Source organism: Streptomyces sp. NBC_01304 (genome assembly GCF_035975855.1).
In the GTDB taxonomy this organism is placed as follows: Bacteria; Actinomycetota; Actinomycetes; order Streptomycetales; family Streptomycetaceae; genus Streptomyces.
Map to the genome: position 1 here is coordinate 9,318,641 of NZ_CP109055.1, position 21,497 is coordinate 9,340,137.

General features: G+C 66.3%; 10 protein-coding genes. All 10 read right to left on the bottom strand.

The genetic code is table 11. The features are described from left to right. Positions 1-24 precede the first annotated feature (24 nt). Positions 25-5,574, bottom strand: coding sequence for a hypothetical protein (locus OG430_RS41655; RefSeq protein ID WP_327357872.1), 5,550 nt, complete (start codon positions 5,572-5,574; stop codon positions 25-27). Positions 5,575-5,749: 175 nt separating this feature from the next. Next, the gene (locus OG430_RS41660) at positions 5,750-9,796 is read right to left on the bottom strand and encodes a type IV secretory system conjugative DNA transfer family protein (protein WP_327357873.1); all 4,047 of its coding nucleotides are present in this window, start codon (positions 9,794-9,796) and stop codon (positions 5,750-5,752) included. Positions 9,797-9,932: 136 nt separating this feature from the next. Next, on the bottom strand, positions 9,933-11,834 hold the full coding sequence (locus tag OG430_RS41665) for a hypothetical protein (protein WP_327357874.1): 1,902 nt from the start codon (positions 11,832-11,834) through the stop codon (positions 9,933-9,935). Positions 11,835-12,150: 316 nt separating this feature from the next. Then, positions 12,151-15,060 carry an AAA family ATPase gene (locus tag OG430_RS41670; protein ID WP_327357875.1) on the bottom strand — a complete coding sequence of 970 codons (2,910 nt, stop codon included), beginning with the start codon at positions 15,058-15,060 and terminating at the stop codon, positions 12,151-12,153. A gap of 189 nt (positions 15,061-15,249) precedes the next feature. Beyond that, the gene (locus tag OG430_RS41675) at positions 15,250-15,786 is read right to left on the bottom strand and encodes a hypothetical protein (protein ID WP_327357876.1); all 537 of its coding nucleotides are present in this window, start codon (positions 15,784-15,786) and stop codon (positions 15,250-15,252) included. A gap of 136 nt (positions 15,787-15,922) precedes the next feature. Next, the gene (gene mobL, locus OG430_RS41680) at positions 15,923-18,211 is read right to left on the bottom strand and encodes a relaxase MobL (RefSeq protein WP_327357877.1); all 2,289 of its coding nucleotides are present in this window, start codon (positions 18,209-18,211) and stop codon (positions 15,923-15,925) included. A gap of 95 nt (positions 18,212-18,306) precedes the next feature. Continuing rightward, positions 18,307-19,353 (bottom strand): hypothetical protein, encoded by a 1,047-nt coding sequence (locus tag OG430_RS41685; protein WP_327357878.1) that lies wholly within the window; start codon positions 19,351-19,353, stop codon positions 18,307-18,309. Then, on the bottom strand, positions 19,353-19,877 hold the full coding sequence (locus tag OG430_RS41690) for a hypothetical protein (RefSeq protein ID WP_327357879.1): 525 nt from the start codon (positions 19,875-19,877) through the stop codon (positions 19,353-19,355). Before OG430_RS41690 ends, OG430_RS41685 begins: the two co-directional genes overlap by 1 nt. A gap of 63 nt (positions 19,878-19,940) precedes the next feature. Beyond that, positions 19,941-20,651 (bottom strand): hypothetical protein, encoded by a 711-nt coding sequence (locus OG430_RS41695; RefSeq protein WP_327357880.1) that lies wholly within the window; start codon positions 20,649-20,651, stop codon positions 19,941-19,943. Next, entirely contained in the window at positions 20,648-21,436 is a 789-nt protein-coding gene (locus OG430_RS41700; RefSeq protein WP_327357881.1) for a hypothetical protein, read from the bottom strand. The genes OG430_RS41695 and OG430_RS41700 overlap by 4 nt, the downstream gene beginning before the upstream one ends. Between the last annotated feature and the right edge of the window lie 61 nt (positions 21,437-21,497).

The window sequence follows — 21,497 nt, forward strand, 5'->3', positions numbered from 1 at the left end:
CCCGGGTCCTTGTGCTGTGCCATCTCAGTGCCCCAGCCCGTAGTCGTCGTCGTTGCCGTGCGGCTGGTCGATCTCGATGCTCGGGGTGTAGAGCGGGCGCGACGCGCCCGCGCCCACGGCATGCGCGGAGCGGCGATGTGAGCCGCGTGTGCGGGAGGCCCCTGCGTCCTGAGAGATCACGTCGCGCTTGACCACCGAGTCATCGACGGCAATCACAGCGTTGTCCAGGCTGTGTGCCTGGGCGGAGCCCAGCTGATCGAGCTGCCGGGACATCTCAGCGCGGGCCTTGTGGGTCCCCGAGGACGCGAACTGCTCGTTCTTCTCGCCGTCGTAGACGCTCTCGCGGTTCTTGGCCGCCTGCACGAGCGCCTCGAAGTCACCGCCGTAGGCCATCCGGTCCATCACGGTGCCGACCAGCGACGGGTCCTCTTCGAGGTTGCGGATGAGCCCGGTTTTCGGGTCCTTAAGCGAACTGGCCACACGTGCCACGTAGTCCGGGTTGACCGTGACGCCGAAGCCCTCCTTGGACTTGTAGAACTCGGTGAACTGCTTCTCCCACTCCTCGGCCGTGGCCTGGACGGGCTCACCGTCGAGGAATGCCGTGCGCCACTGGCCGGGTCCGACGTGCTCGATGCTGCGGCCCCTCCAGAGCTCGCGGCCGGGGCCCTGGAGCATCGCGTACTTGTGTCGGGCCTCGGCGGCGTCGTGCTTGGCCTGCAGGATCGACTGGGTCACCGGGTAGGTGACCTCCAGGACGGCCTTGAGGTCTTCACCGCGCAGTGCGCGTACGGCGCGCTGGCTGAACGAGCCGCCCAGGCCGGTGCCGTGGGCCTTGATCGCGGTGGCGAACATCGAGGCTTCCTGGTCGGCCTGCGTGATGCCGGGCGTGCCCTGCGTATCGCCCAGGTTCCGGGCGTAGTCGGTGAGCTTCTTCTCGCTGCCCTTGGCGCCGGTCTCGACGCAGACCTCGCGCACGCTCTGCAGGTGCGCCTCGCGATCCGAGAACGTCAGTGCCGCGCCGAACTCGCCGCGCTGCGCCTGGCGGTACAGCGCGCTCAGCTCCTCCGCCACCACCTGCTGGCCGAGCGTGATGTCCTCGGGCGATTCTGCGCCCGTGAGCGCCTGCAGTCTGAGCCGGTTCGCCTCGCTGCGCGAGCTCTCCAGCTCGTCGGCCAGTGCGGCGTCCTTGGAGAGCGCGACCTGGGTGTCCAGTGAGACCTGCATGGCCAGCGGGTGCGAGCCGTCGCCCTTGACCACGCCGGTGTCCAGCAGGTTGGCCGGCACCGAGAGCTTCGCCAGGGCTTCCGCCTTGGCGGCCTCGCTGTGTAGCTTCACCACGGCGACGGCGTCGCCGTCGAAGTCGCCGTCGAAGCAGGCGTCCATCACGGGGTTGATCGCGGCGCCGGTGAGCCGGTCGTCGAGCGCGACCCGCATGTAGCGCACACCGGCGTCACGGAGCACCGGGTCACGCCACACCAGCGCGTGGTCGCCCTCGGCCAGCCCCAGTTGCTCGGCCTTGACCGAGCTGAGCGCCACCTGGTCGACGTCGAGGCGCGGGTCCGCGGTCCACACCATCGTCGCCGAGTCGGTCAGCCGCGAGGCCATCAGCCCGGTCTTGAAGATGTTGTTCTTGCCCGCGAGTACCCGGTTCTGCACGTCGGTCGTGATCGCCTCGAAGGCACGCTGAGCGCGCGAGACCGACTCGCTCATGCCGCGGCGCACCTCGGCGCGCTTCTCCGCTGACAGACCCTGGCCCTCCAGCTGCTCGGTCATGTAGCGGTAGCGGCAGGCCTCGACGAAGACGTCCTGGTAACTGCGGGTGTAGTCGTGCGTGACGGAGGACCCGTCCTCGAACTCCTGGCCGCTGCGCAGATGCGAGGACATCACCGGCAGCTTCCATGAGCTCGCGCTCACCGTCTCGGTCTGCTCACCGGTCGGATACGTGAGCGGAAACGGGATCTCCATGTCGCCGCCGCGGTCGCCGATGAGATCGCCGAAGGACTTGCGCATCGCCGTGGTGTTCAGTCCCGGGAGCTGGCCCTCCTTGCGGGGCTGGGTGCGCAGCAATTCGGGCATCGGGATGAACCGGCGCTCAAGGCGCTCGTCGAGGTCCTCGGCCTGGCCAATCACCCGCAGCGTGCCGTCAGCCTCCATGTCCATACCGGTCACCAACAGGTACTCGCGCAGGTTCGACTCGGCCCCGCTGTTGTGGCCGTAGAATTCGCGCATGATTGCCGGGCAGTCCTGGGACTGCAGTGCCCAGGCCAGCTGCGAGGAGGCCTTACGGCCCCTGCCGGCACGCACCTGCTCGTCGTCGTAGATCTTCGTCTTCTCGTCGACGGCCATATGCGTGACCACGAAGCGCATCTCGCCCTGCGCACCCGGCCGCAGTTCTCCGTTGGGGGAGCGCAGGTCAAAGACGTTCCCGTTCATCAGCTCGCGCGCCGAGCCCGCGTTACGCCGGGAGATCAGACTGAACGGGCTCATCGCCACGTCCAGGCCCGGGTTGGACCGGAACCAGTTGACCTCTTCGACGACATCCTGTTCCTGCGCGTCCTGCTGCGGCATGTCCCGGTCGACGATCAGCGAGATCACGCCCTTGTTGCCGTGCAGATCCGCGATCTTGTCACCCACCACGAGATCGCGCTCCCGGCCGCCGGCCCCGCGGATGCGGTGGCGCTCGGCGAACTCCTTCGACACCACGATCGGGTCATCAGCCGTCCAGCCGCCGAAGGTCATCAGCGCCGTCCTCGCCGGCGCGGTGACCTCAGACGACTGCATGATCGTCGAGGCCGTCATCTGCTGGCGGTCGAACGGGTCGTACCGCAGAGTCTCGAGCTCGGGAAGAGCCATGAGCGGCGCGCGCTGCCCGGCCACGCTCTCGTCGCCCGGCACGATCCGGCCGTCGGCGCCGACCTGGGCCTGAGCGGTCAGGTACCGCACGATGCCCTGGTTGGTCGCGCCTCCGGTCATCACCGGGTCGAAGTAGCCGCTGGGCGCAGCGATGTTGTTGCGGTCCTTGCCGGTGAGTACCGTCATGTTCCGCCCGCCGGTGAGCCGCCAGGCGTCGAAGCGGTTGTCGTCAGCCGGGTCGGTCCGGTCGCGGTGGGCCCGGTACTCGGCGTAGACCGTCGAGCCTGCCTTGATCTCGTTGGAGTAGCGCACACGGCGCGCCTCGGTCTGCAGGATCGCCGCCGTCCACTCGTCCAGGTGCTTGGTTGTCTCGCCGGTGGACTCGTCGAGCCGGTACGTGGTGGCGCGCTCGATGAAGTCGACCGGGTGCTTCGTGCCGTACAGCTGCGAGTAGACCGCGTTGAGCGAGGAAGGATCGCCAACCTCGCTGCGCCCGGCGATGAGGTCGCCGGCGATCTGGTACTGGATGCGCTCGTGCATGAGCTGCTCGTAGCCGCGCAGACGCGTGCGTTCCTCAACCGAGGTCGGCGCCTCACCCGGAGTCTGGGCCGTGATCGTGGCCTCGTAGCCCGGCACGACCAGAGCGTTCTCCCCGCTGGCGAAGGCGGTGGCGATCTCGCCGTACTCGCCGACGTCGAAGACCTGGCCGATCTCACCCGAGACCGGAGCCCCCTTGCCGTCACGGCGCACCTTCTCGCCACTCCAGCGGATGACGCCCTGTTCGTCGAGCAGGATCTCAGAGACCGTCGCCGCGTTGCGCTCGATGCTCTCGCGCACAGTGGCCCCGATGCGCCGCATGAACGCGGATTCGTGATCGGCGATCGGCACGGAGCGCTTGGCGTCGAAGCGGACGAGCCGGTCCTTGAACCGGGTGGTCTGGAAGGTCGAGCCCATTATCTCGTCGGGAGAGATCTGGCAACGGCGTAGCGCCGAGGCGAGGTTGTCGAGGTTCGCCCACTGCCCGGTGGGGCTGGTCATGTACCGCGCCACCCGGTCCGGGTCGAAACGCTGATCGACCCACTCGCCGTCGACGTCGTGGGGCTGTGACTCCCAGGTTCCGATGAGTTCGAAGGGGACGTCCTCAGCGTGCTGGCGGACCTTTTCGACGGCGGTGCCGCTGTAGACGAAGTTGCCCATCTCGGGCACCTCCCCGGCCTGCAACTCGCCGATCTCCTCCAGCCGTTCCCGGTACATGTCCTCGGTCGCCCCCGGGCGCAGCAGATCGCTGTGCGCGCCGGTGAGCACGTCCCAGTACGAGCGCTGGATCGCAGCGACCTCAAAGTCAGCCGAGTACTCCGGCGGCTCGATCGCATCCAGCTGTCCGCCGGTCCGCTCCAGCTCGGCCTCGGCGCGAGCGATCAGGTCTTCGACGCCGAGAGCGGCCTGCAGGTTCTCCCGCGCGCTCTCGACGGCGGCCTTGGCGTAGGCCTCAGCGGGCTCGGCGTCGACGAAGAAGGTCGGCAGGGAGCGGTTCTTCGCGTCCCGGCGCAGCATCACCTTCGCCCCGGGCCGGGGACCGGACTCGCCGGGCGCCACGTAGTCACCGACCACGAACATCGACTCCCGGTCGACGTGGTAACTGTCGGGTACATCCACCACCGTGCGGCCACGGCCGCGCTCCTGGTGCGTCGTGCCGGTCTCGCCGACGGCGTGCCCCACAAGATCCGTGCGCTCGATGCGGTGGCCCTGGGCGAAGCGCAGCAGCGACACGGCCTGGGCCGGCGAGGGGGAGTGGATCGCCATGCCGCCGGGGACCCGGTAGTTCGTCGAGTAGCGCAGTACGGTGCCGTTGTCATAGATCCGGGCTCCGGCGTACTCCTCCTGGCGCGTGTCGGTGAGCCGGATCTCCATGCCGGTTCCGGCGATCTTCGCCTTGATCTGCCCGGGCTCGCGGTCACGCATCACCGCGTAGGACACGCCCTGTGCCTTCAGCTCTTCGAGTAGTGCTGCCGAGCGTGCCACGGCGCGCTGGGACATGAAGCGGTTGCGGTCGACACGGTTCGTCTGGGGATCCCGGCCGCCGTCGACGACCCACGCGCGGACCTGGTCGTACTCCTGCCGGCTCATCTTGTCCATCAGGGCGGTGAGCCCGGCGGCGTCATCGTTCGTCATCGCTCGGCCGCCCTCGAAGGGCTTGCCTTCGTCGTCGATGCGCCAGAGCACCATGTTCCCGCGCCGGGGATCGGCCAGGGTCTCCACCTCGCCGTCGGCCACGCGTGCGATCGTCTCGTCCGGCAGGTACACCAGCGCGGTCCCGGCGCGCTTCACGGTGGCGCGTTCGGACCAGTCGGGGTCGTAGGGGCTGATCGGCAGCCGGGCCGACTTTCGGTCGGCCTGGGCGCCGACGCCGGTGGCGCGGGTGAACTCCTGCTGCGACTGCTGGTAGAGCTCGTTCTGCGGGGAATGGTCACCGAACTGCGGCTCGTAGCCGGACACCTTGTCCGTGAATGCCCGGTCGATGGCGGTGAGGCAGTCCGTGACGCCGAGGCGCGGATCGGCCAGCGCGGTGCCCCGCTGGCCGAGGATCTCGTCGACCCGGGCGCGGATCGCCTTGGCCTGGGAGATCGGAATGACCTGTCCAGTCTGATCGCGGGCCTGCTCGACTGCCTTGTAGTAGACGTACTCGTAGAAGTACCTGCGCAGTCCGTGTGCCTTCTTCATGGCTAATCAGCCTCCTGTGGAAGCTCGGGGCTACATAAGTGTGAATAGAGCATACATTGCCTATTCAAAGGAGGTCGGAGCTCATTCGGAAAGACCAGTGCCGGGACAGTCTCTCTTGGTCGAGAGACGGCCCCGGCACTGGTCGTGATCTTCGCCGGCCCCAAGTGGCCGCCGGCTACTTCGCGTTCATCTCGATGGCCATGGCCCGGTCGAACCGGCCGTCGGCCAGCACCTCCCAGCTCGGCAGCGAAGCCAGGTACTGGTAGAAGGCCGAGTGGACCTTCACCGTCGCCAGCGACTTCCAGTCCTCCTCGGTGACGTCCTGCTCCGCGAACACCCGCGAGTCCGCGTCGTTCACATGCCCGTTGATCCGCTTAGCCGCATGGGCGTACGCGTCCGAGCGGATCTGGCTGATGTACGTCTGCGACCCATCGGCGCTGCGCAGCTCGCCGTCGCCGCCGACCGCGAAGTGCTCGTGATCCTGTTCCAGCTCGGTCTGCGCCGACTTGTAGGCCTCGCCGATCTCGATGTCCAGGCTCTTGACCTTTGCCGAGCCGTCGGGGTTGACCAGCATCTCCTTGCTGATCGTCCCCTCGGCGTAGAGCAGGCGCTGCCGCTCGGCGCTGACCGCCTGGCGCTCGGCGACCGCGACCCCGACTTCGACGTTCTCGATGAACTGGTCCTCGTCGAACATGCTCATCCCCTCGTACTCGTCGGGGTCGACGACTACCGGAGAGCCTGGGTCCTGGCCCTCGTCGACCGTGGTCATCGTCGTGATGACCTCCATGACCTCGTCGGCGTAGACATCCGGGTCCAGGCGCTCGATGTCGACCTCCTGGTAGCCGTAGATTTCCTTGTACTGCGCCTTGGCGTCCGCGGCCTTGACCGCCTGCCGCATGCGCTTGTCCAGCATCTTCACGAAGTCCGGCTGGTTCATCCGTACGTCGAAGTCCATGGCACTGGACAGCGTCGGGATCGTCTGCAGCGAGTACGTGTGCCCCGGGTGCTTGATCGTGTTCCCCAGCAGCCGGTGCGACATCGGCAGGATCGTCTGGTTACGGTTCCAGATCGGCGCGTCGCCGGCCCTAAAGACGATCGAGTTGCGCGGCGAGAGGAAGGCCATGTCGTTGTAGCTGATCAGCGGCTCTTCCTTGGTGCTCATCGTGTAGGTGACCCGGCCCTCGGTCTTGCCTCCGATGACCTTGTCGAGATCCTGGCTGATCTGCTTGCTGTCCCGGTACGACCGGTGCGTCTTGCCGCTCATCTTCTCGAGCGTCTCGATCATCGAATCGTCCGTGGACTTCAAGAAGACGATGTTTGACGTGTTTCCCTGCACGATCTTGTCGACGCTCTCGCCGTAGACGTCGCGCAGCTGCTGCAGGGTTTGCAGGATGAGCGTGAACTGCTGCTCCTGGCCCAGGCCGATGGAGAGCATTGTCTCGAAGCCGTCGATGCCCTTGCCCTCCGACTGCAGGTTGCCGAGCTCGTCGAGCATGTACCGCGTGCGGTAGAGCGGCTTCTGGTCCGACTTCGTCATGTACGCCTGGTCGGCGCTGACGTCGAACAGCTGCTTGACCAGGATCAGGATCAGCTTCGCGTACTTCATCAGGTGAGGCGGAGTCACCAGGAACAGGGCCTTGGGGGACTCCGAGTAGCGCGACAGCGTCTGCGTGAACGCCCGGGCCTGATACGAGACCTTCTCCGGGTTGCCGCCGCCGGAGAAATCGAGTCGCGTGTCCGGGTACAGCGTGTCCCCCACCTGGAAGGACATGATCTTCCCGTCCCGGGTGTCACCCTCACGTACCGGCTTCAGTTCACGTATCACGCCGTTCTTTACAATCTTCTTGCCCGTCACCGGCTCGACCACGTAGTGCCGGCCGTTGAGCGAGACCTGGTAGTTCTTCGTGAAGCTGAAGTAGAAGGTGCGCACCAGCATCTTCGTCTGCGGGTTGACCAGCTCCAGCTTGAGCCAGGCCTCGTCGCTCGGGAATGTGCCCTTGAAGTTGTACCGGGCCCAGCCCTCGCGGCCGACGATCTCCTCGTGCTCGAAGTCCTCACCCAGGTTCTCGGTGAACATCGGGTCTGCGTACGCCGACCACACGGCCTGCTGACCGACGAGGTGGTCGCGTTTGACGTAGTTCGGTGCGAAGCGCACGCCGAGGCGACGGGGGAAGCTCAGGCCGGCCAGGTCGGTGTTCTGCGAGGGCTTGCCCGAGGTCAGCGTCGAGATCGTGGGGTCGGTGAAGAACGACATGGCGGTGATCGCGATGCCGTACACCGAGGCCAGCATCTTCTCCGCGCCGGCCATCGAGCGCAGCGCGTTGTGGGCATTGCCCACCAGCGTGCGCATGTTGTTGCGGGGCAGTTCCTCGCTCGCGTTGAAGTACAGGCTGAGCATGTCCTGATCGGCCTTGCCCTCCCACATGAAGGCCTGGGCCGCGGCCTTCTCCTGTTCCTCGGCCAGGGCGTCCTCGTTGTTCTCGAACTCGCCGGCCTTGACCCGCTTCTCCAGCTCGGCCTCGGGGTTCTTGATCTTCTTCGAGGTCATCTGCACGAAGAGCTGGTAGCAGTTGTAGAGCGTGACCTTGCCCCAGAGGTCATCGAGCTTCTGCTCCAGCAGTGCAGGGTCCATGTTCAGCACGGCTGCGGCGCTGCGCAGCTCCCGTTCCTCCTCCAGGTAGAAGTCGATGAGTCCGTAGGCCGCGCGCTTGAAGGCGTTGTTGGCGGCATTGGGCCAGACCGGGTCCTCGCCGCCGTCGAGCGGAAAGAAGATCCCGGCGATGTTCTCCACGTACAGCGCGCACTTGGTGAAGTTGCCCTCACGCGCCGCGTCGGCTGCCAGCCCCAGGGGGTTTGTGATGTCGGTCTTCATGGAGTTGATCAGGTTGAACTGCACCGGCTCGAACCCGCGTGTGACCAGGGGAACGTAGTTCTTCACCAGCAACTCGCCCTTGGGGTCGTTGATGACCATGTTCGAGGGCTTCTTCTCCCGCGACCACATGTCGATGACCGGCTCGATGTACGTCTGGCCCTTACCGGCTCGGGTGATGGCCAGCACCATGGTGTTCACCGGTGCGGTGTCGACCACATACGCCCCGGCCGGGCGCTGGACCTCGTACGCCGGCAACGTCCAGTCTTCCTTGATCAGGGCAGCGACGGTCTTGTACGTGTCCGACCCGAAGCCGAGCTTGTCCCGGTTCTTGCCGTCCGGGTTGTACGGGATCAGCGTCGTGTCGTACTTCTGCCGCAGGGCCTTGTCATCGGGGAGACCAGATGCCTCGAACAGCTTGTCGCCGAAGTCCTCGTCGATGATCGGCAGGGTCTGCGTCAGCGGGTCACCCTCGTCGTCGTCCATGACCTCGCCGGCGTAGTAGACGAGGTTCCCCTGCTCGTCGATGACGTCCTTGTCGGCGCGCTGGGTGACCTCGACGGTGCCCAGGCCCTTCTTCTTGAGCATCATGTGGCTGAGCATCGAGCTGACCTGCACGCTCGAGTGAGCGCCGGCGTCGGGGAACCAGTCGTAGTTCTGCTGGATCTCTTCCGGCAGGGCGATGTGCTGGTCGTTCTGGTACTGGTTGATGTCGCTCGTGGTGTTCATCAGGTTCGCCGCGGCGACCCTCCGCGAGAACCACGTGCCGATGATGAGGGCGACCATCAGCCCCGAGCCGAGCGTGAGGAAGAGCTTGAACCCCGAGACGTCGGCCAGCTGCTCACTGATGGTCGTTGCGCTCTTGTTGGGCTCAGCCTGCCTCTCGGCGCCGGGCTTTGCGTCCTTCGCCGCGGTGTACCAGCTGGGGACCGGAACAGCCTCGGCACTGGAGTAGCACTTCGCCTTCACGTCCGGGGTGCCGTCCTTGACCAGGGGCCGGTAGCACTTCACGACCGAGCCGCCCGCACCCGTCGTGGTGTCCTGGACGTAGTACGCGCTCGGCTTGCCGGTGCCGTTGCCGGGCACGCCCGAACCCACGGACGCGCCCGCCGCAAGTACCCCCGCGGCGATGAGCGAGTACAAGACCCAGGCGACGATGGTCACCAGCACGCCGGTGATCACCGCAACGATGATGCCCGGTCTGGTCGACCTCAAGGTCAGGAACGTGCTGCGGTCCAGCTGTTGGTTGTCGTACACATCTCGGTTCGTCAGCGTCTCGCTGGGCGCCCGCGCCGAGATCTTGTCCCAGCTGCTCGCCTTCGGCCGTGCTGCCTTCCGCCTGCTCGTGGTCATCGTGATCCCTTACTCCCACGCATCGCTCGCTGTGCTGTCCTGCTGTCCGGTGCGCCTGCCTGCACAGATGACGACGGCGCATGGGGAATGCACCCCATGCGCCGTCAGATCACCCCGGCGGTCATGACCGGCCCGCTCAACGGGCCACCACCCCGACGATGAAGATGACCAGACCCAACAGGAGCAAGAGCGTGACGATCATGACGACGAAGATCTTGTCCGAGCTCTTCTGCATGTCGGAGGACTTCGTCAGCTCGTTGGCCAAGAATTCCTGCTTGGCCCGCATCTCCGTCAGGCGCTCCTCATACCGCCTGGCCACGGAGCCCTCGATCGTCGACAGTTGCTGGAGCAGGTCGGTGACCCGCTCCATGTGGGCGTTGGTCTGCTCCTTCTCCAGTTCGAGGCTGTGCTGCCACTCGGTGTCCCGCGCCGTCATCTGCATGATGGCGCCCTTGCGGTTGTATTCGAGCTCCTCCTCCAGCCGCCGGATCCGGCTGGTGTGCTCAGAGCGCACCGACTCCAGGAGGTCCTGCTGCTCCCGGCGCAGGACGCCGACCTCGTCCGTGGTCCGCAGGTGCTCGGCCAGCGTCTCGGACTGGGCGATGTCGGCCTTGCGGTTGTCGTCGACGATCCGCTGGATCTCGGACTTCCACTGGTTCAGACACTCTTCCTCGGCCGCCAGGTACTGCGACTGCCGCTCGGCCAGCACCTCGAAGATCCGCGTCTGCCCGGTCTGCATCTTCAGCGCCGCGTCCGAACGCCGGACCCGCAGGATCTCCTGCCGGTTGTGCGCGTGGGTGTCCTCGATGCCCCGCTCGATCCCGGCGGCGGAGTCGCTCTGCTCGCGCTCCATCCTCGATCGGTTGCGCTCCTTGTACTGCAGTTCCGCCGAGAGCGCCGCTTGCTGGGCCACCTTGGAGGCCTGCGACTCGTACTCCTGGGCGATCTCCGCCCGGCGGGCCCGGATCCTGTCCTCCTTCTCCGCCTGCCGCTGCTGGTGCTCGGCCTCGGCGGCATCCTTCAGCAGCCTGTACCGGGAGCCCGCGCGGTCGGTGGCCACATCGCGGATCACCTGCTCGGTGTGCGCCGACATGAGATTGACGTAGAGCGCACGCAGCTCATCCTCGTGCGCGGAACGGAGCTGCATCAGGTCCGCGTTGGCCTGCCGGTTGAGCTGGCCGACCTGGTCCCCGAGCCACTCTGTCGCACCCTCGGGCACAGCGATCTGCACGACCGGCGCGCCGATGGCGAAGGTCGCGTTGAACTCATCCAGCCGGACGTCCAGGTCCAGCTCCTCGGAGAGGAACCGGCGGGCGATGACGTCGCGCACCTGCGCTTGATCGGCCAGCAGCACCGTGTCGCCGGCCTCCTGATAGCCCTCCTCGACGTCGTAGCCGGCGTCGGTCTCGTCGAGACCCTCGAAGACCGCCACCTCGTCGCCGTCGTGGTCCAGCTCCGACTCGACCGCGACGGTGCCCGCGTCGTCGATACCTGCGGCGCCCTCGTCGAACAGGGGCGCGTCCGCTCCTTCATCATCGCCGACTATGTCGCTGAAGAACGGCTCGCCGTACAGGTCCTCGTCAGCTCTCTCGGCACCGGGGATCTCGTCGAAGATCGCGTCCCCTTCGTCCTGCCCGTGGGCTGTGGGGGCAGTGGCTCCAGCCTCGGCGACCAGGCCGCTGTGCTCTTCCCACGCCTTTTCGCCCACGGCTTCTTCGAGGCTCGTGGCACCTGCAGAGACAGAGCGCGCCTGCGCGAAGGTCGCGTCGTTCACCAGATCGACGAGCAGGTCGCCGCTGGCCTTCTGCCACACGACGGCCCAGGCGTAGGCGGCACCGGTGAGCAGCGAGTACTCCTCCATGCGCGCGAGAGTCTCGTCGGTGGGGATGATGCCGAAGACCTCCTCTTCGAGCATCTCCGCCGTGGCCACTGTGCGGATCTGGTCCGAGCTGATGAGCTCGATGATCGAGCCCTTCGCCTCGTCCCGGCTGTGCCGCTTGCTCAAGCCACCGATCGAGTCGGCTGCAAGCACGAGCATCACCCAGGCCGTACCGCTGGGAAAAACGAACCGCGTGTTTGACCGCAGCAGCTCGACCGCGGCCGGAATCGCCGTCTCTCTCACCACGGAGGCCAGAAGCTCATCTGGCTTCTTCTTCCGTTCCTTCCTATGGCTTCCCGCAGCGGTACTCAGAATGCCCATTGATGCTCGACCCCTCCGCTAACAGAACACAGTTCGCCTGGTATGTGAGTATCTTATCGCTCTCTTGTCGAGATAGGTAACAATAGGGCGTGAATGGGGCGCCTGCTGGTGAGTCGATTGGTGAATCGATGGGTTCCCTTCGTCCTGGAGCGGCTCATCGCGCCGCGCTGATCTCGACGTGGGCGTCGGAACTCAGCAGGTTCTTGTCGTCACTGACCAGGTCGCCGACGACGTCGATGCGGATCCGTCGTTCCGAGGGGTGCTCGTTGAGGAAGGTCGCCACCGTGGTGGTGACCTCGTCGGTCAGCTTCGCCACAGCCGCACGTGCACCGCCGGCGTCAGAGTCGGTGTCGCCCTTGTCCTCGATGAGGTACTGCAGGACCCTCGCATCGACGTCGACCCGCACGTCGTGCTTGACGAACACCTCCTGCACCATCTGGCGCAGCTTGTTCCGCACGATCTTTTGCTGCGTGGACAGCGACAGCGGCTGGAAAGGCACGATCGCGTCGATACGGCCCAGCAGCTCGGGTGGAAACCGGTTGTCGCCCGTCGTCGAGGAGATCGACCGGCGGATGAGCTTCTCGTACTCCAGTAGTTGCTTGCCCGACCCGGTGTCGTCCGCCGCGTACCGCGCGATGTCCTTGTAGATCTCCGAGCCGGCGTTCGTCGTCAGCACGATGTAGGTGTTGAGGAAGCTCACCTCGCGGTTGTTGTCGTCGTTGAGCCGGCCGTCATCGAGAACCTGCAGCAGTACGCGCGTGACCATCGGCGAGGCCTTCTCGACCTCGTCGAAAAGCAGCACAGCGTGGGAGATGTCCCACACGCGCTTGGTGAGCTCGGAACGGAACGCCGCGAACGATGAGTCTTCGGCGTACTCCGTCATGTCGAACCGGATCAGGTGGCGCTGGTCGTCACCGAACAGCAGTCGTGCCAATTGCTTCGTGAGCTCGGTGTTGTGTGTGACCACGAACTGACCGGCCTGGTAGAGGTGTTCCTCGTCGTCGACGTAGATGCACGACGAGGTCTGCTGCTCCGGCAGCTTCTGGATCGACGCGATGCCGACCATGTCGAACTTCTTCACGCGCTGACGTCCCGAGGTCTCGATGACCGCCCGCAGTGCGATCTCGTGCTTGCGGGGGAGGGAGAAGAACCGGGCCTTGTCCTTGTTGCCGGCCTTCACGTGCACGCCGTACTCGGTCCGTTCGCGCCCGCCCTCCTTCGTGCGTATCCACGATGTGATCGTGTTCGAGACGCCGAGCGAGAACAGCACCTCCCTGAGGTCCTTTGCGAGTGCCTTGGAGAACGTCGAGTACGTGACGTTGAAGCGGCCGTTCGAGCCGCCGATCGATCCGTCAGTGTCGAAAAGGCCCCGCACCAGCGCCCACCGCTGCTCTACCGATCCGTGTTTGTACTTCTTAGGGATACGGCGCTCCGCCGAGCGCGCACCGATCAGACCGGGAACCGAGGCCAGCACGTCCTTCGTCTGGTGCAGCGCATCGCGGCGGCCCTCCACCGGGCCAACGCCGACCGGGAAGACCCAGCTGTAGTTGTGTCCGTACGACTTCGGCGGCGAGCCAAGCCATTCGCCCACCGTCCACACGGTGTGGTCGGCGTCGTCCCCGTCGGACGAGAGCGTCAGCTGTGTCTCGGTGAGGCACCCGTTGCCGATGAGGACACCCAAGACGTACGGATCGACGTCGAAGTCCTGCTCCGGCCAATGCACTGGTCCGTTCGCCGGGATGAAGAACTTCAGATCCTCCCGGGAGTCGCCGGGGTAGGTCCGCACGACCCCACGCTCGACCATTTCCCGCGTGCTCAGGACCATCGGCGCGACGTCCTGGCCCGCATGCTTCTTTGACCGCTGCTTGGCTGTGTAGACCGTCCACAAGTGCGGTCCTCCGACGTCGAGAATCCGGCCGTCCCAGAGCGTGACCCGGTAGACGTCCTGCATGCCCTGCGGGAAGTGTCCGAGCACCTCGACCGGGCGACCGTGGCGGCCGAACACTCTGTCGCCCGGGACCAGGTCGCCGTGCAGCTTCCAGGTGGTCTCGCCGTCGCTCGAGTAGACAGGGACCTGCGTCGAGTCGATGCAGAATTTCCCCGTTCCCGTCGAGCCCGTGAACAGCAGGCTCGCCATCGGCTTGCCCTTGTCGTTGAGGTCCGCCACCGACAACTGCAGGCGACGCGCGACCGCGCCTGTCGCCCAGTCCTGGCTGAACACCTTGGCGTCCAGCTGCTGCTTGATCTTCGCGCCGTCGACCCGGAAGGCGACGTTCACGTTCAGAGACTCCATGAGCACGTCCGAGAGGAGGTCCCGGTCCATCGGCCGGTGCGTCAGGCGGTGCCAGCCGACCATGGAGTCAAGCACGAGGATCGACTTGCGCGGCTGGGCGCTGGCCGGCATGTAGCGCTGGGTGTACTCGTAGATCTGCCGGAAGATGTGGTCGTCGTAGAACTCGCCGGCCACGCCGTACCGTTCGGCCATGCCCTGCAGGATCTTGATGGTCGTCGCCTGGTCCGGCGGGTTGAGGTTGATGCGCTGCAGGCGCTCGACGAGCGGCTGGTTCGGCGAGATGTGCTTGTGGAACTCCTCGTAGGTCGTCGCCGCGATGATCCTGATGCCTCGGGTGCCCGAGGCCGCGAGGACCGGCTTGATCGCCTCAACGGCAGCGTCGGAGAGCTGGATGATCTGGTGGAACTCGTCGATGAAGAGCACCAGTTCGTGCTTCTCGTCCTTGACGAAGTCCTCGGCCTCGTCGAAGAAGCCCTTGAGCTTCGCGGCCATGTTCTCGGCGTTGCCCGCCTCGGAGATCATGCGCGCCGGGTCCACCTCCAGGTAGAGGCGGTCCTCGTCCACCAGCATCGTGGCCTGAACCAGAGCCGTCTTGCCGCTGCCCGCTTCGGCCAGTAGGAGGGCATTGCACAGCTCGGGCCGACTCATGGAGGCCAGCAACTGCATCGTCTCGTGCTCACGGCCGACGATGTCGCGCTCGGCCTTCTTCAGCGGCTCCGAGAGCTTAGACAGGAGGGGGTAGCGCTCATCGAGCTGTGCCTCGTGAAACATGCCGCGCAAGACCTCTCGACTGGACTGAGGGTTCAACTGAAAAATCAGTCAAAATCCTATCATCAATGGAATTCGACAGGTCGATAAATGGGAACACGAGAGGCCCCGGAATGGGATTCCGGGGCCTCTCGTTCCGTGTTCCGGTCGCTGGCGGCTCGCTTACTGGTGAGGCTTGTCTCGGTCTCGGTCTCAGCCGACTGCCGGTTCGTCGACCTCGGCGGCCTGCTCCTGCTTAGCCTCAGGGGTAGGAGTCTGGGTCTCCTTGGTTGCTGCTCGTGCCGTGCGGGCGGCTCGCATGGATGTGAACTGGTTGTCCAGTGTCTTGTCGTCGACCTTGAACTCGGAGGCCTCGACGGACTTGGTGTTGACCACCAGGCCGGTTCCGCGCGTCGCGGGCATCACGTTGCCCTTGAAGCCGTAGACGGTGCCGACCTCGTTGCCGTCCCTGTTCAGGATCGGCTCGGTGTTCGGGCCCGCGGCCTTGATGATCTCCTCCATCTGGCCGGTGGAGTATGGGGCGCCGTTGTTGTAGCTGGCCTTGCCGTCCTTGCCCTGGATCCGGTCGGACTTCAGGTGCAGATTCGTCTGCTCCGGGCCGCGCGGATCTCGGGCGTCGAGCTGGACGTCGGCGTACTGGGACTTGCCGTCCTTGGTGACGCCGTTCTTGTAGACCTTCGCGATGAGGTTGACTCCGGTCATCGAGCCTTTGCCCTTGAGGACTGCCATGGTCTCTTCCTCTGTTTGTTCCGGCGGCCGTCCGGCAAGTCGGCCACGTCAGTCGCATAGTCCGGACAGGATGCTGATCTCCTGTCGAATGCCCTTCACGCTAATACTCCTATAGGGTATTGGGCAAGGCTTGTGACTAGTCTCTCGACTCGCGCTGTATGTCAGTTGAGTAGGAGTGTGGCTGCGAGTCGAATGCCGTTGCGTTGTCCGCCGTGGTCACAGCCTGCTCGACCTGGGCCTGGACCCGCATGGCGAGGCCGGCGTCCAGCGACGAAGCCTGGGACCGCCGCACCGGCTCGGTCTGCTCGCGCTCGGCGCGCAGCTGCGCGATCCGGGAGCGCAGCACGAGCGTGCCGGGTTCCTCGCCTGCCTGGTGAGGCGTCAGCTCCCGGGAGATCCGTGCCATCGCCGCGACATCGTCCACCGGCAGATCGGAAATTGCCGCGGTCTGGCCGGACTGGTCCAGGTAGTCCATCGCCGCCAGCAGCAGCCGCCGGCGTTCCCTGGCCGTCTCGACGAAGGCCTGGCGCGTCTGCGGCCCGATCTCGACGTCGGTGACGAAGTCGAATCCCAGGTGGTGCAGGTCCAGGGCCTTGACCGCGTCGAAGTCAAACGCGGCACCGGTGGCGATGTTGAAGTCCGTGCTGACCGCGTCGGTCCGCGTACCGGCCTGGCCATCGGCGTTCGATCCCACGCGCAGCACCAGGCCGAAGGAAGCGAGATCGTCCCGCAGGCCGTCCACCTTCTGGTCGTACGACTGCTTCATCGTCCGGATACGCGCGTCCAGCACCGCCCGGCCACGCTTGCCCTCAGTCAGGAGCCGGCCGCCAGGCTGGTCGTAGATTGTCCGGCCCAGGTTCTCGGCTTCCTCGGGGTCTTTCATCCGCTGAAGGGAGGCATCCGCGCGCAACGCCATGAGCGAGAGCAGCCGCTGGCCGTAGGTCGCCACGTCCTGCTGCTGCTTGTACCACTGGCCGGCGTCCCCGAGGAAGGGCAGGAAGTGCCGGTACTTGCTCATCAGCTGCCGGTGGTAGTTCTCCTCGAAGCGGTAGAAGTCGTACAGGGGGCGCGAGTCCTCGGCGGCGATCCCGGCCTTTTCGGCCTGTTCCCACTGGCGCACGAGATCGCGGTAGACCGCGGCCTTCTCCCGGCGATGGCGCAGGCGTGAGGCATAGCTGCGCAGCCGGAATCCGAAGGAGACCAAGTCGGCCTCGGCGTTCTCGTCTTCGCCCTGACGGTCCGCGGCGAGCACCGCCATCTGCTGGTAGTCCATCCCCATGACCTCGAGCATCGGCGTGCGCACCCACAGCTCCGGCTCAGGCATGGACCGCAGCATCTGGTAGACGCCGTTGACGGCGCGCTCCATGATCTGCGTACGCCCCTGCTCGACCAGCTTCTGCCATTGCTTAGTGCTCAAAGACTCCTTCGCGCGGCGCTTGTTGGCGTAGTCGACGATGCGTTCCATGGCCTGAGGCATCGGGGACCCGGCACGGTCGAGTTGCTCCATCACGAGCTCGGTCACCAGTTGGTTCGCCTTGCGCATGCGGGCGTCATCCGAACCGGCGCGCCACAAGGCGCGCTCTGCCGGCAGGCAGGCGAGCAGGAACTGCGGCAGGGACTCGGAGCGGATCCGCTCGTGCGCCCACCGCTTGATGAAGGTGGTGACATTGCGCCGCTCGTAACCGACGGCGCTGGAGATATGAGCCACCGCCTGCTTCTCATCGAGCCAGGCGTCAACACCGCGACGGAGCCTGGACTTGTGCCGGTCCAGAAGCTTGCCGCGCTGCGTACCGTTCTTCGTCACCTGGCCCTGGCCGCCGTCGACCATGGCCAGGTGGCAGTGCACATGCTCGGTGTCGACCTGAATGACCCCGACGTAGCGCAGGTCGTCGAAGCCGCTGGTGCCCGAGCCCATCCGCTCCAGACCGTGCATCACCGCCATGCGCAGCTTCATCTGGTCGATGTGGCCGCGGTAGTCGCCGCGGGCTTCACAGTGGAAGTCCTCGTCGACGATCTTGTGCTTGCGCAGGTACTCCTCGTCGAAGGACAGCACCGTCTTGAGGACGGTCTTGCCGTTCTCGAAGTGCTGCTGGATGTCCTTGCCTGCCGCGCGCAGCTGCTCGTCGGAGAGGGAGACCGAGCCGTAGCCGAAGGCCACGCCACCGGCCCCCTGGGCCTGGCGCATCTCATGCTTCGCCGCACGCCGCGAAATACCGGCGCGCTCGACGGCCGACTCTCGCGCCATGTAGCGCATGATGAAGTCGTCAGTGCGCAAGCGCTGGATCGGAGCCAGCGACTCGGTCGCCTGCTCGCGCGCCATGTACCGGGTGACGTAGTCGCCCGGCGTCGCGCCGCGCGATCCCTTGCCGCCGGGCAGCGGCACACTGAACTCGTTGACCACGATGATGTCCTGCTTCAATCCCACCGTCGCCCTCCTTCCTGTCCCGGTACCGATGCACTACGGCCCCGGCTGCTGCTCGCCAGCAACTGGGGCCGCGCTCGCCATGCCCGGTCTGTCCGTCAAGACCCCAGGCTCTGTCCGCCGTCCTCGCCGAAGGCCAGATCGGCTGCGCGCCGGGTCACCTGGTGCTTGAGTTCGTCCAGATCGGGAGCGGGCTTGACCTCACGCGGCCGGGCCTCCTGCTCCTGCTCCTCCAGCTCCGAGAGATCCAGTGACGGGTCGCGCTGCGCCTCACGGGCCGGGACCGGGGGAGCGAGCGGCTCCTCCTGCTCCTCGCCGGTCTGCAAGGCCGGTGCCACGCGTTGTTTGTAGAGGTTCTCCGTGGTGCCCTCAGTGCTCGCGCGCTCGCTCTGGTACTGCTCCCGTTCAGCGGCGATATCCGCCTCGATCTGCCGCAGACGCGCGCTCATACCGTCAGCAACCGGCGCTGCATCAGGCGCGGGCACTGCGACGACCTGCTGGGCCTCGGTGTCCAGGCCCAGCTCGTCCTCGGTGAACAGCGAGTTGATCGCGTCCGCACGTGCCTTCAGCCCGCGCACATCGACCACAGCCTCAGCCCGCGAGGCGCCGTCCTTGGAGTGGTCGGCGAAGTAGCCCGCGAGGTCGTAGCCGCTGGACTCGATATCGATCTCCAGGCCCCCGATGCCGTGGATCTGAGTGAAGACCACGGGCACATCACCTTCCGTCCGCGCTCCCGACGGAGCGAGCACGAGCATGTCCGCGGTGGCCGGCAGCTCCCACTCGATCCCGGTGATCTGCTCAGGCACGGTGAAGCCGCTCGTGAAGTAGCCCTTGCCGGCGAGCACGACCAACTGCTGGTCATCGAACTCGTAGAAGGCGTCCACCTTCTCGCCCTGGCCGGGGGAGTAGGTCACCTGGGAGATACCGAACGGCAGGGCCGCGGCCGGGGTGACCGAGCGCAGCTCGCCCGTCATGTGCAGATAGGGCCGGTAGTTCTCCTCCTTGCCCCGGTGCTTGAGGTCGAGCGATTCGACCATGACACCGAGCTCGGCGGCCACCCCCTCCAGCCGGTACGTCTCCACTCCCCGTTCACGCAGGACACGGTGGGCCCATACGTCGTTCATCGTCAGTCCCGCGGTGCGCATCACTTGCTCCTCTTGCGGCTGGTCTTGCTCCGGTCGCTGGCCCTGGTCGCGGACTTCGGTGTGACGTCGGCCCCGGTCGCCTCGCCCCGGGCGTCCCGGATCTTCGCGGTCATCCGCGTTGCCCAGCGCCACATGCGGCGCATCACGACGAACTCGCCCGCGGCGAGCAGTGCGACCAGGAAGAGGAGCGGCAGCAGCCACATGGCGATGGTGCCGTCCGCGCTGAGTGCACCCCGGGATGCACCTGAGCGCTGGTGCAGCCATGCGCCCAGCAGCGGGATGACGACCGTGGCGGTGATGAACGCCAGCAGGTAGTCGGCGAGAAGGACGATGACCCGGAAGAACCCCGCCCACAGCGCGACGGAGAACCTGCCGGTCTCCTTCTTCGGGGCCAGACGCCGCCATCCGGTGCGCAGCTTCGAATCCGTGTGTTCCTTCACGGGCTTCGCCGTGGTCTTCTTCGCTGTCGCGGCCGTGCTCGTCGGGGCGGTCGTCTCGGTCTTCTCCAGGGTCTGGGTCGGCATGTTCGCGTCCTTACGTCTCGTCGGGGTCTTGTGGGATGCGTGCTGAAGCGGTGGGCGCTGTGCTCACCCGGCCGGCTTGGGGGAGGGCTGTTCCCCGCTGGCGGCGGCGAGGGTGCCGCGAGTTTTGTCGGAGGCCCGATAGGCGTCCAGCGACGTCACCGTGCCGTCGGGAGAGGTGGAGTAGGTGAAGACCGCGAACTCGCTCTTGGCGGCGCTGTTCTGATCCGTTCCGACGTGGACGGGGTCGAGCCGGGCCATCCCCGTGTAGGAGTAGTTCTGGCCCTGCACCCGGCTCACATCGATGTCCAGATCTGCGAGCCTGTACGTCGGCCCGGTGCCCTTCGTGGCTCCGGTTGCCGTCATCCACTGCGGTACGAACTCGGTGAGGACCCGGGACTGGTGGTCGAGGAAGCCGTAGCGCGCGTCGAGCAGTGCCTGCTGCTCCTTGACGGTCCGGGTCGACGCCGAGCTGCCGGTGAGGCTGAGCAGGAGGGACCGGCCCGTCGTCCTGTCACGGTTGACCCGCTCGATGTCCATGCCCGGCAGCTGAACCAGCAGCGCGGTGTGTCGTGTTGCGAGCTGGGCCTGGGCGTTGGCGAGGTTGCCTTCGAGCTTCTGGACGACCGAATCAGCCTGGGTGTCCGATGGTGCAGGACCGTCGCTGAGCAGGCTGGCTCCGAGCGTGGCCACCGAGAGAACGAGCAGCGCCCCGGTGCCGCCGAGCAGGATCTTCCCGGCGCGCTGGCGCAGCGTGTCCCTGATCTCCTCCTTCACGGTGCCTTCACCTCCTGCTTCAAGGCCTCGCCGGTGGCCGTCGTGCCGGTCTGGATGTTCACGAACGCCCGGCGGACCAGGTCGTAATCGGCGCGGGCCCAGGCCAGCACCGCCGGCCTCTCACCCGCACCCGTCCTGGTCTCCATCGCCAGCCAGGTCACCGTGATGGTGCTGTCGTCGTTGACCAGGTGGGGCACCTGGGCGACCCACTTGAAGCCGGAGTCGAAGCTCATCGGGATCCCGGCGCCTGCCGCCACGTCCTTGTCACTGGCGAGGAGGTACCACGGCCCGAGGTCTGGCTGGTGCACCGAGGGGGCGAAGTAGGGGGTGAGGTTGCGCAGTGTCGACTGGGGCGTCGCCATGTCGAGCGTGCCGCCGTCCGCCGCCACACGGGGCGTCAGGTAGCGGTAGTCGTTCTGCAGCTTCGCGACCTGACCAGCGGCTGTCAGGGCCGCGGCCAGACCACGCTCGGCGTCGTCGGCCTTCGGCAGCGCCGCCGTCTTCGCCTCAGCGGTCCTGATCTGCTCCTGCAGAGAGGAGATCTCCGGTGCTGCCGTATCGCTCACCGCGCTGTGACCGCCGGAGAACCCCGCGGAGAGCACGAAGCACACCAGTGCGCCCACCCCCATGCTCACCCCGGCCACGAGGCTGCGCTTGCGCCGTCCACCAGCGGGGTCGGTCTGCTCAGGAGTGTCCGCGCCCTCTCGCGAGGGTGTGGACGTCGCGACGAAGCGCGTCTTGCGCACTGCGCCACCGCCCGACTCGCTGGCCTGTGTCGATGCCATTGGCCCTCAACTCGCCGTTTCACTCGAATACCAGGACGACTCTATCGACAGGATGAGTCAA

Bases quoted from the DNA above. Each gene is read 5' to 3' on its own strand.
- OG430_RS41660 (WP_327357873.1), bottom strand. From the start codon at position 9,796: ATGACCACGAGCAGGCGGAAGGCAGCACGGCCGAAGGCGAGCAGCTGG.
- OG430_RS41665 (WP_327357874.1), bottom strand. From the start codon at position 11,834: ATGCTCGTGCTTGCAGCCGACTCGATCGGTGGCTTGAGCAAGCGGCAC.
- OG430_RS41670 (WP_327357875.1), bottom strand. From the start codon at position 15,060: ATGTTTCACGAGGCACAGCTCGATGAGCGCTACCCCCTCCTGTCTAAG.
- OG430_RS41700 (WP_327357881.1), bottom strand. From the start codon at position 21,436: ATGGCATCGACACAGGCCAGCGAGTCGGGCGGTGGCGCAGTGCGCAAG.
- OG430_RS41655 (WP_327357872.1), bottom strand. From the start codon at position 5,574: ATGAAGAAGGCACACGGACTGCGCAGGTACTTCTACGAGTACGTCTAC.
- OG430_RS41685 (WP_327357878.1), bottom strand. From the start codon at position 19,353: ATGCGCACCGCGGGACTGACGATGAACGACGTATGGGCCCACCGTGTC.
- OG430_RS41690 (WP_327357879.1), bottom strand. From the start codon at position 19,877: ATGCCGACCCAGACCCTGGAGAAGACCGAGACGACCGCCCCGACGAGC.
- OG430_RS41675 (WP_327357876.1), bottom strand. From the start codon at position 15,786: ATGGCAGTCCTCAAGGGCAAAGGCTCGATGACCGGAGTCAACCTCATC.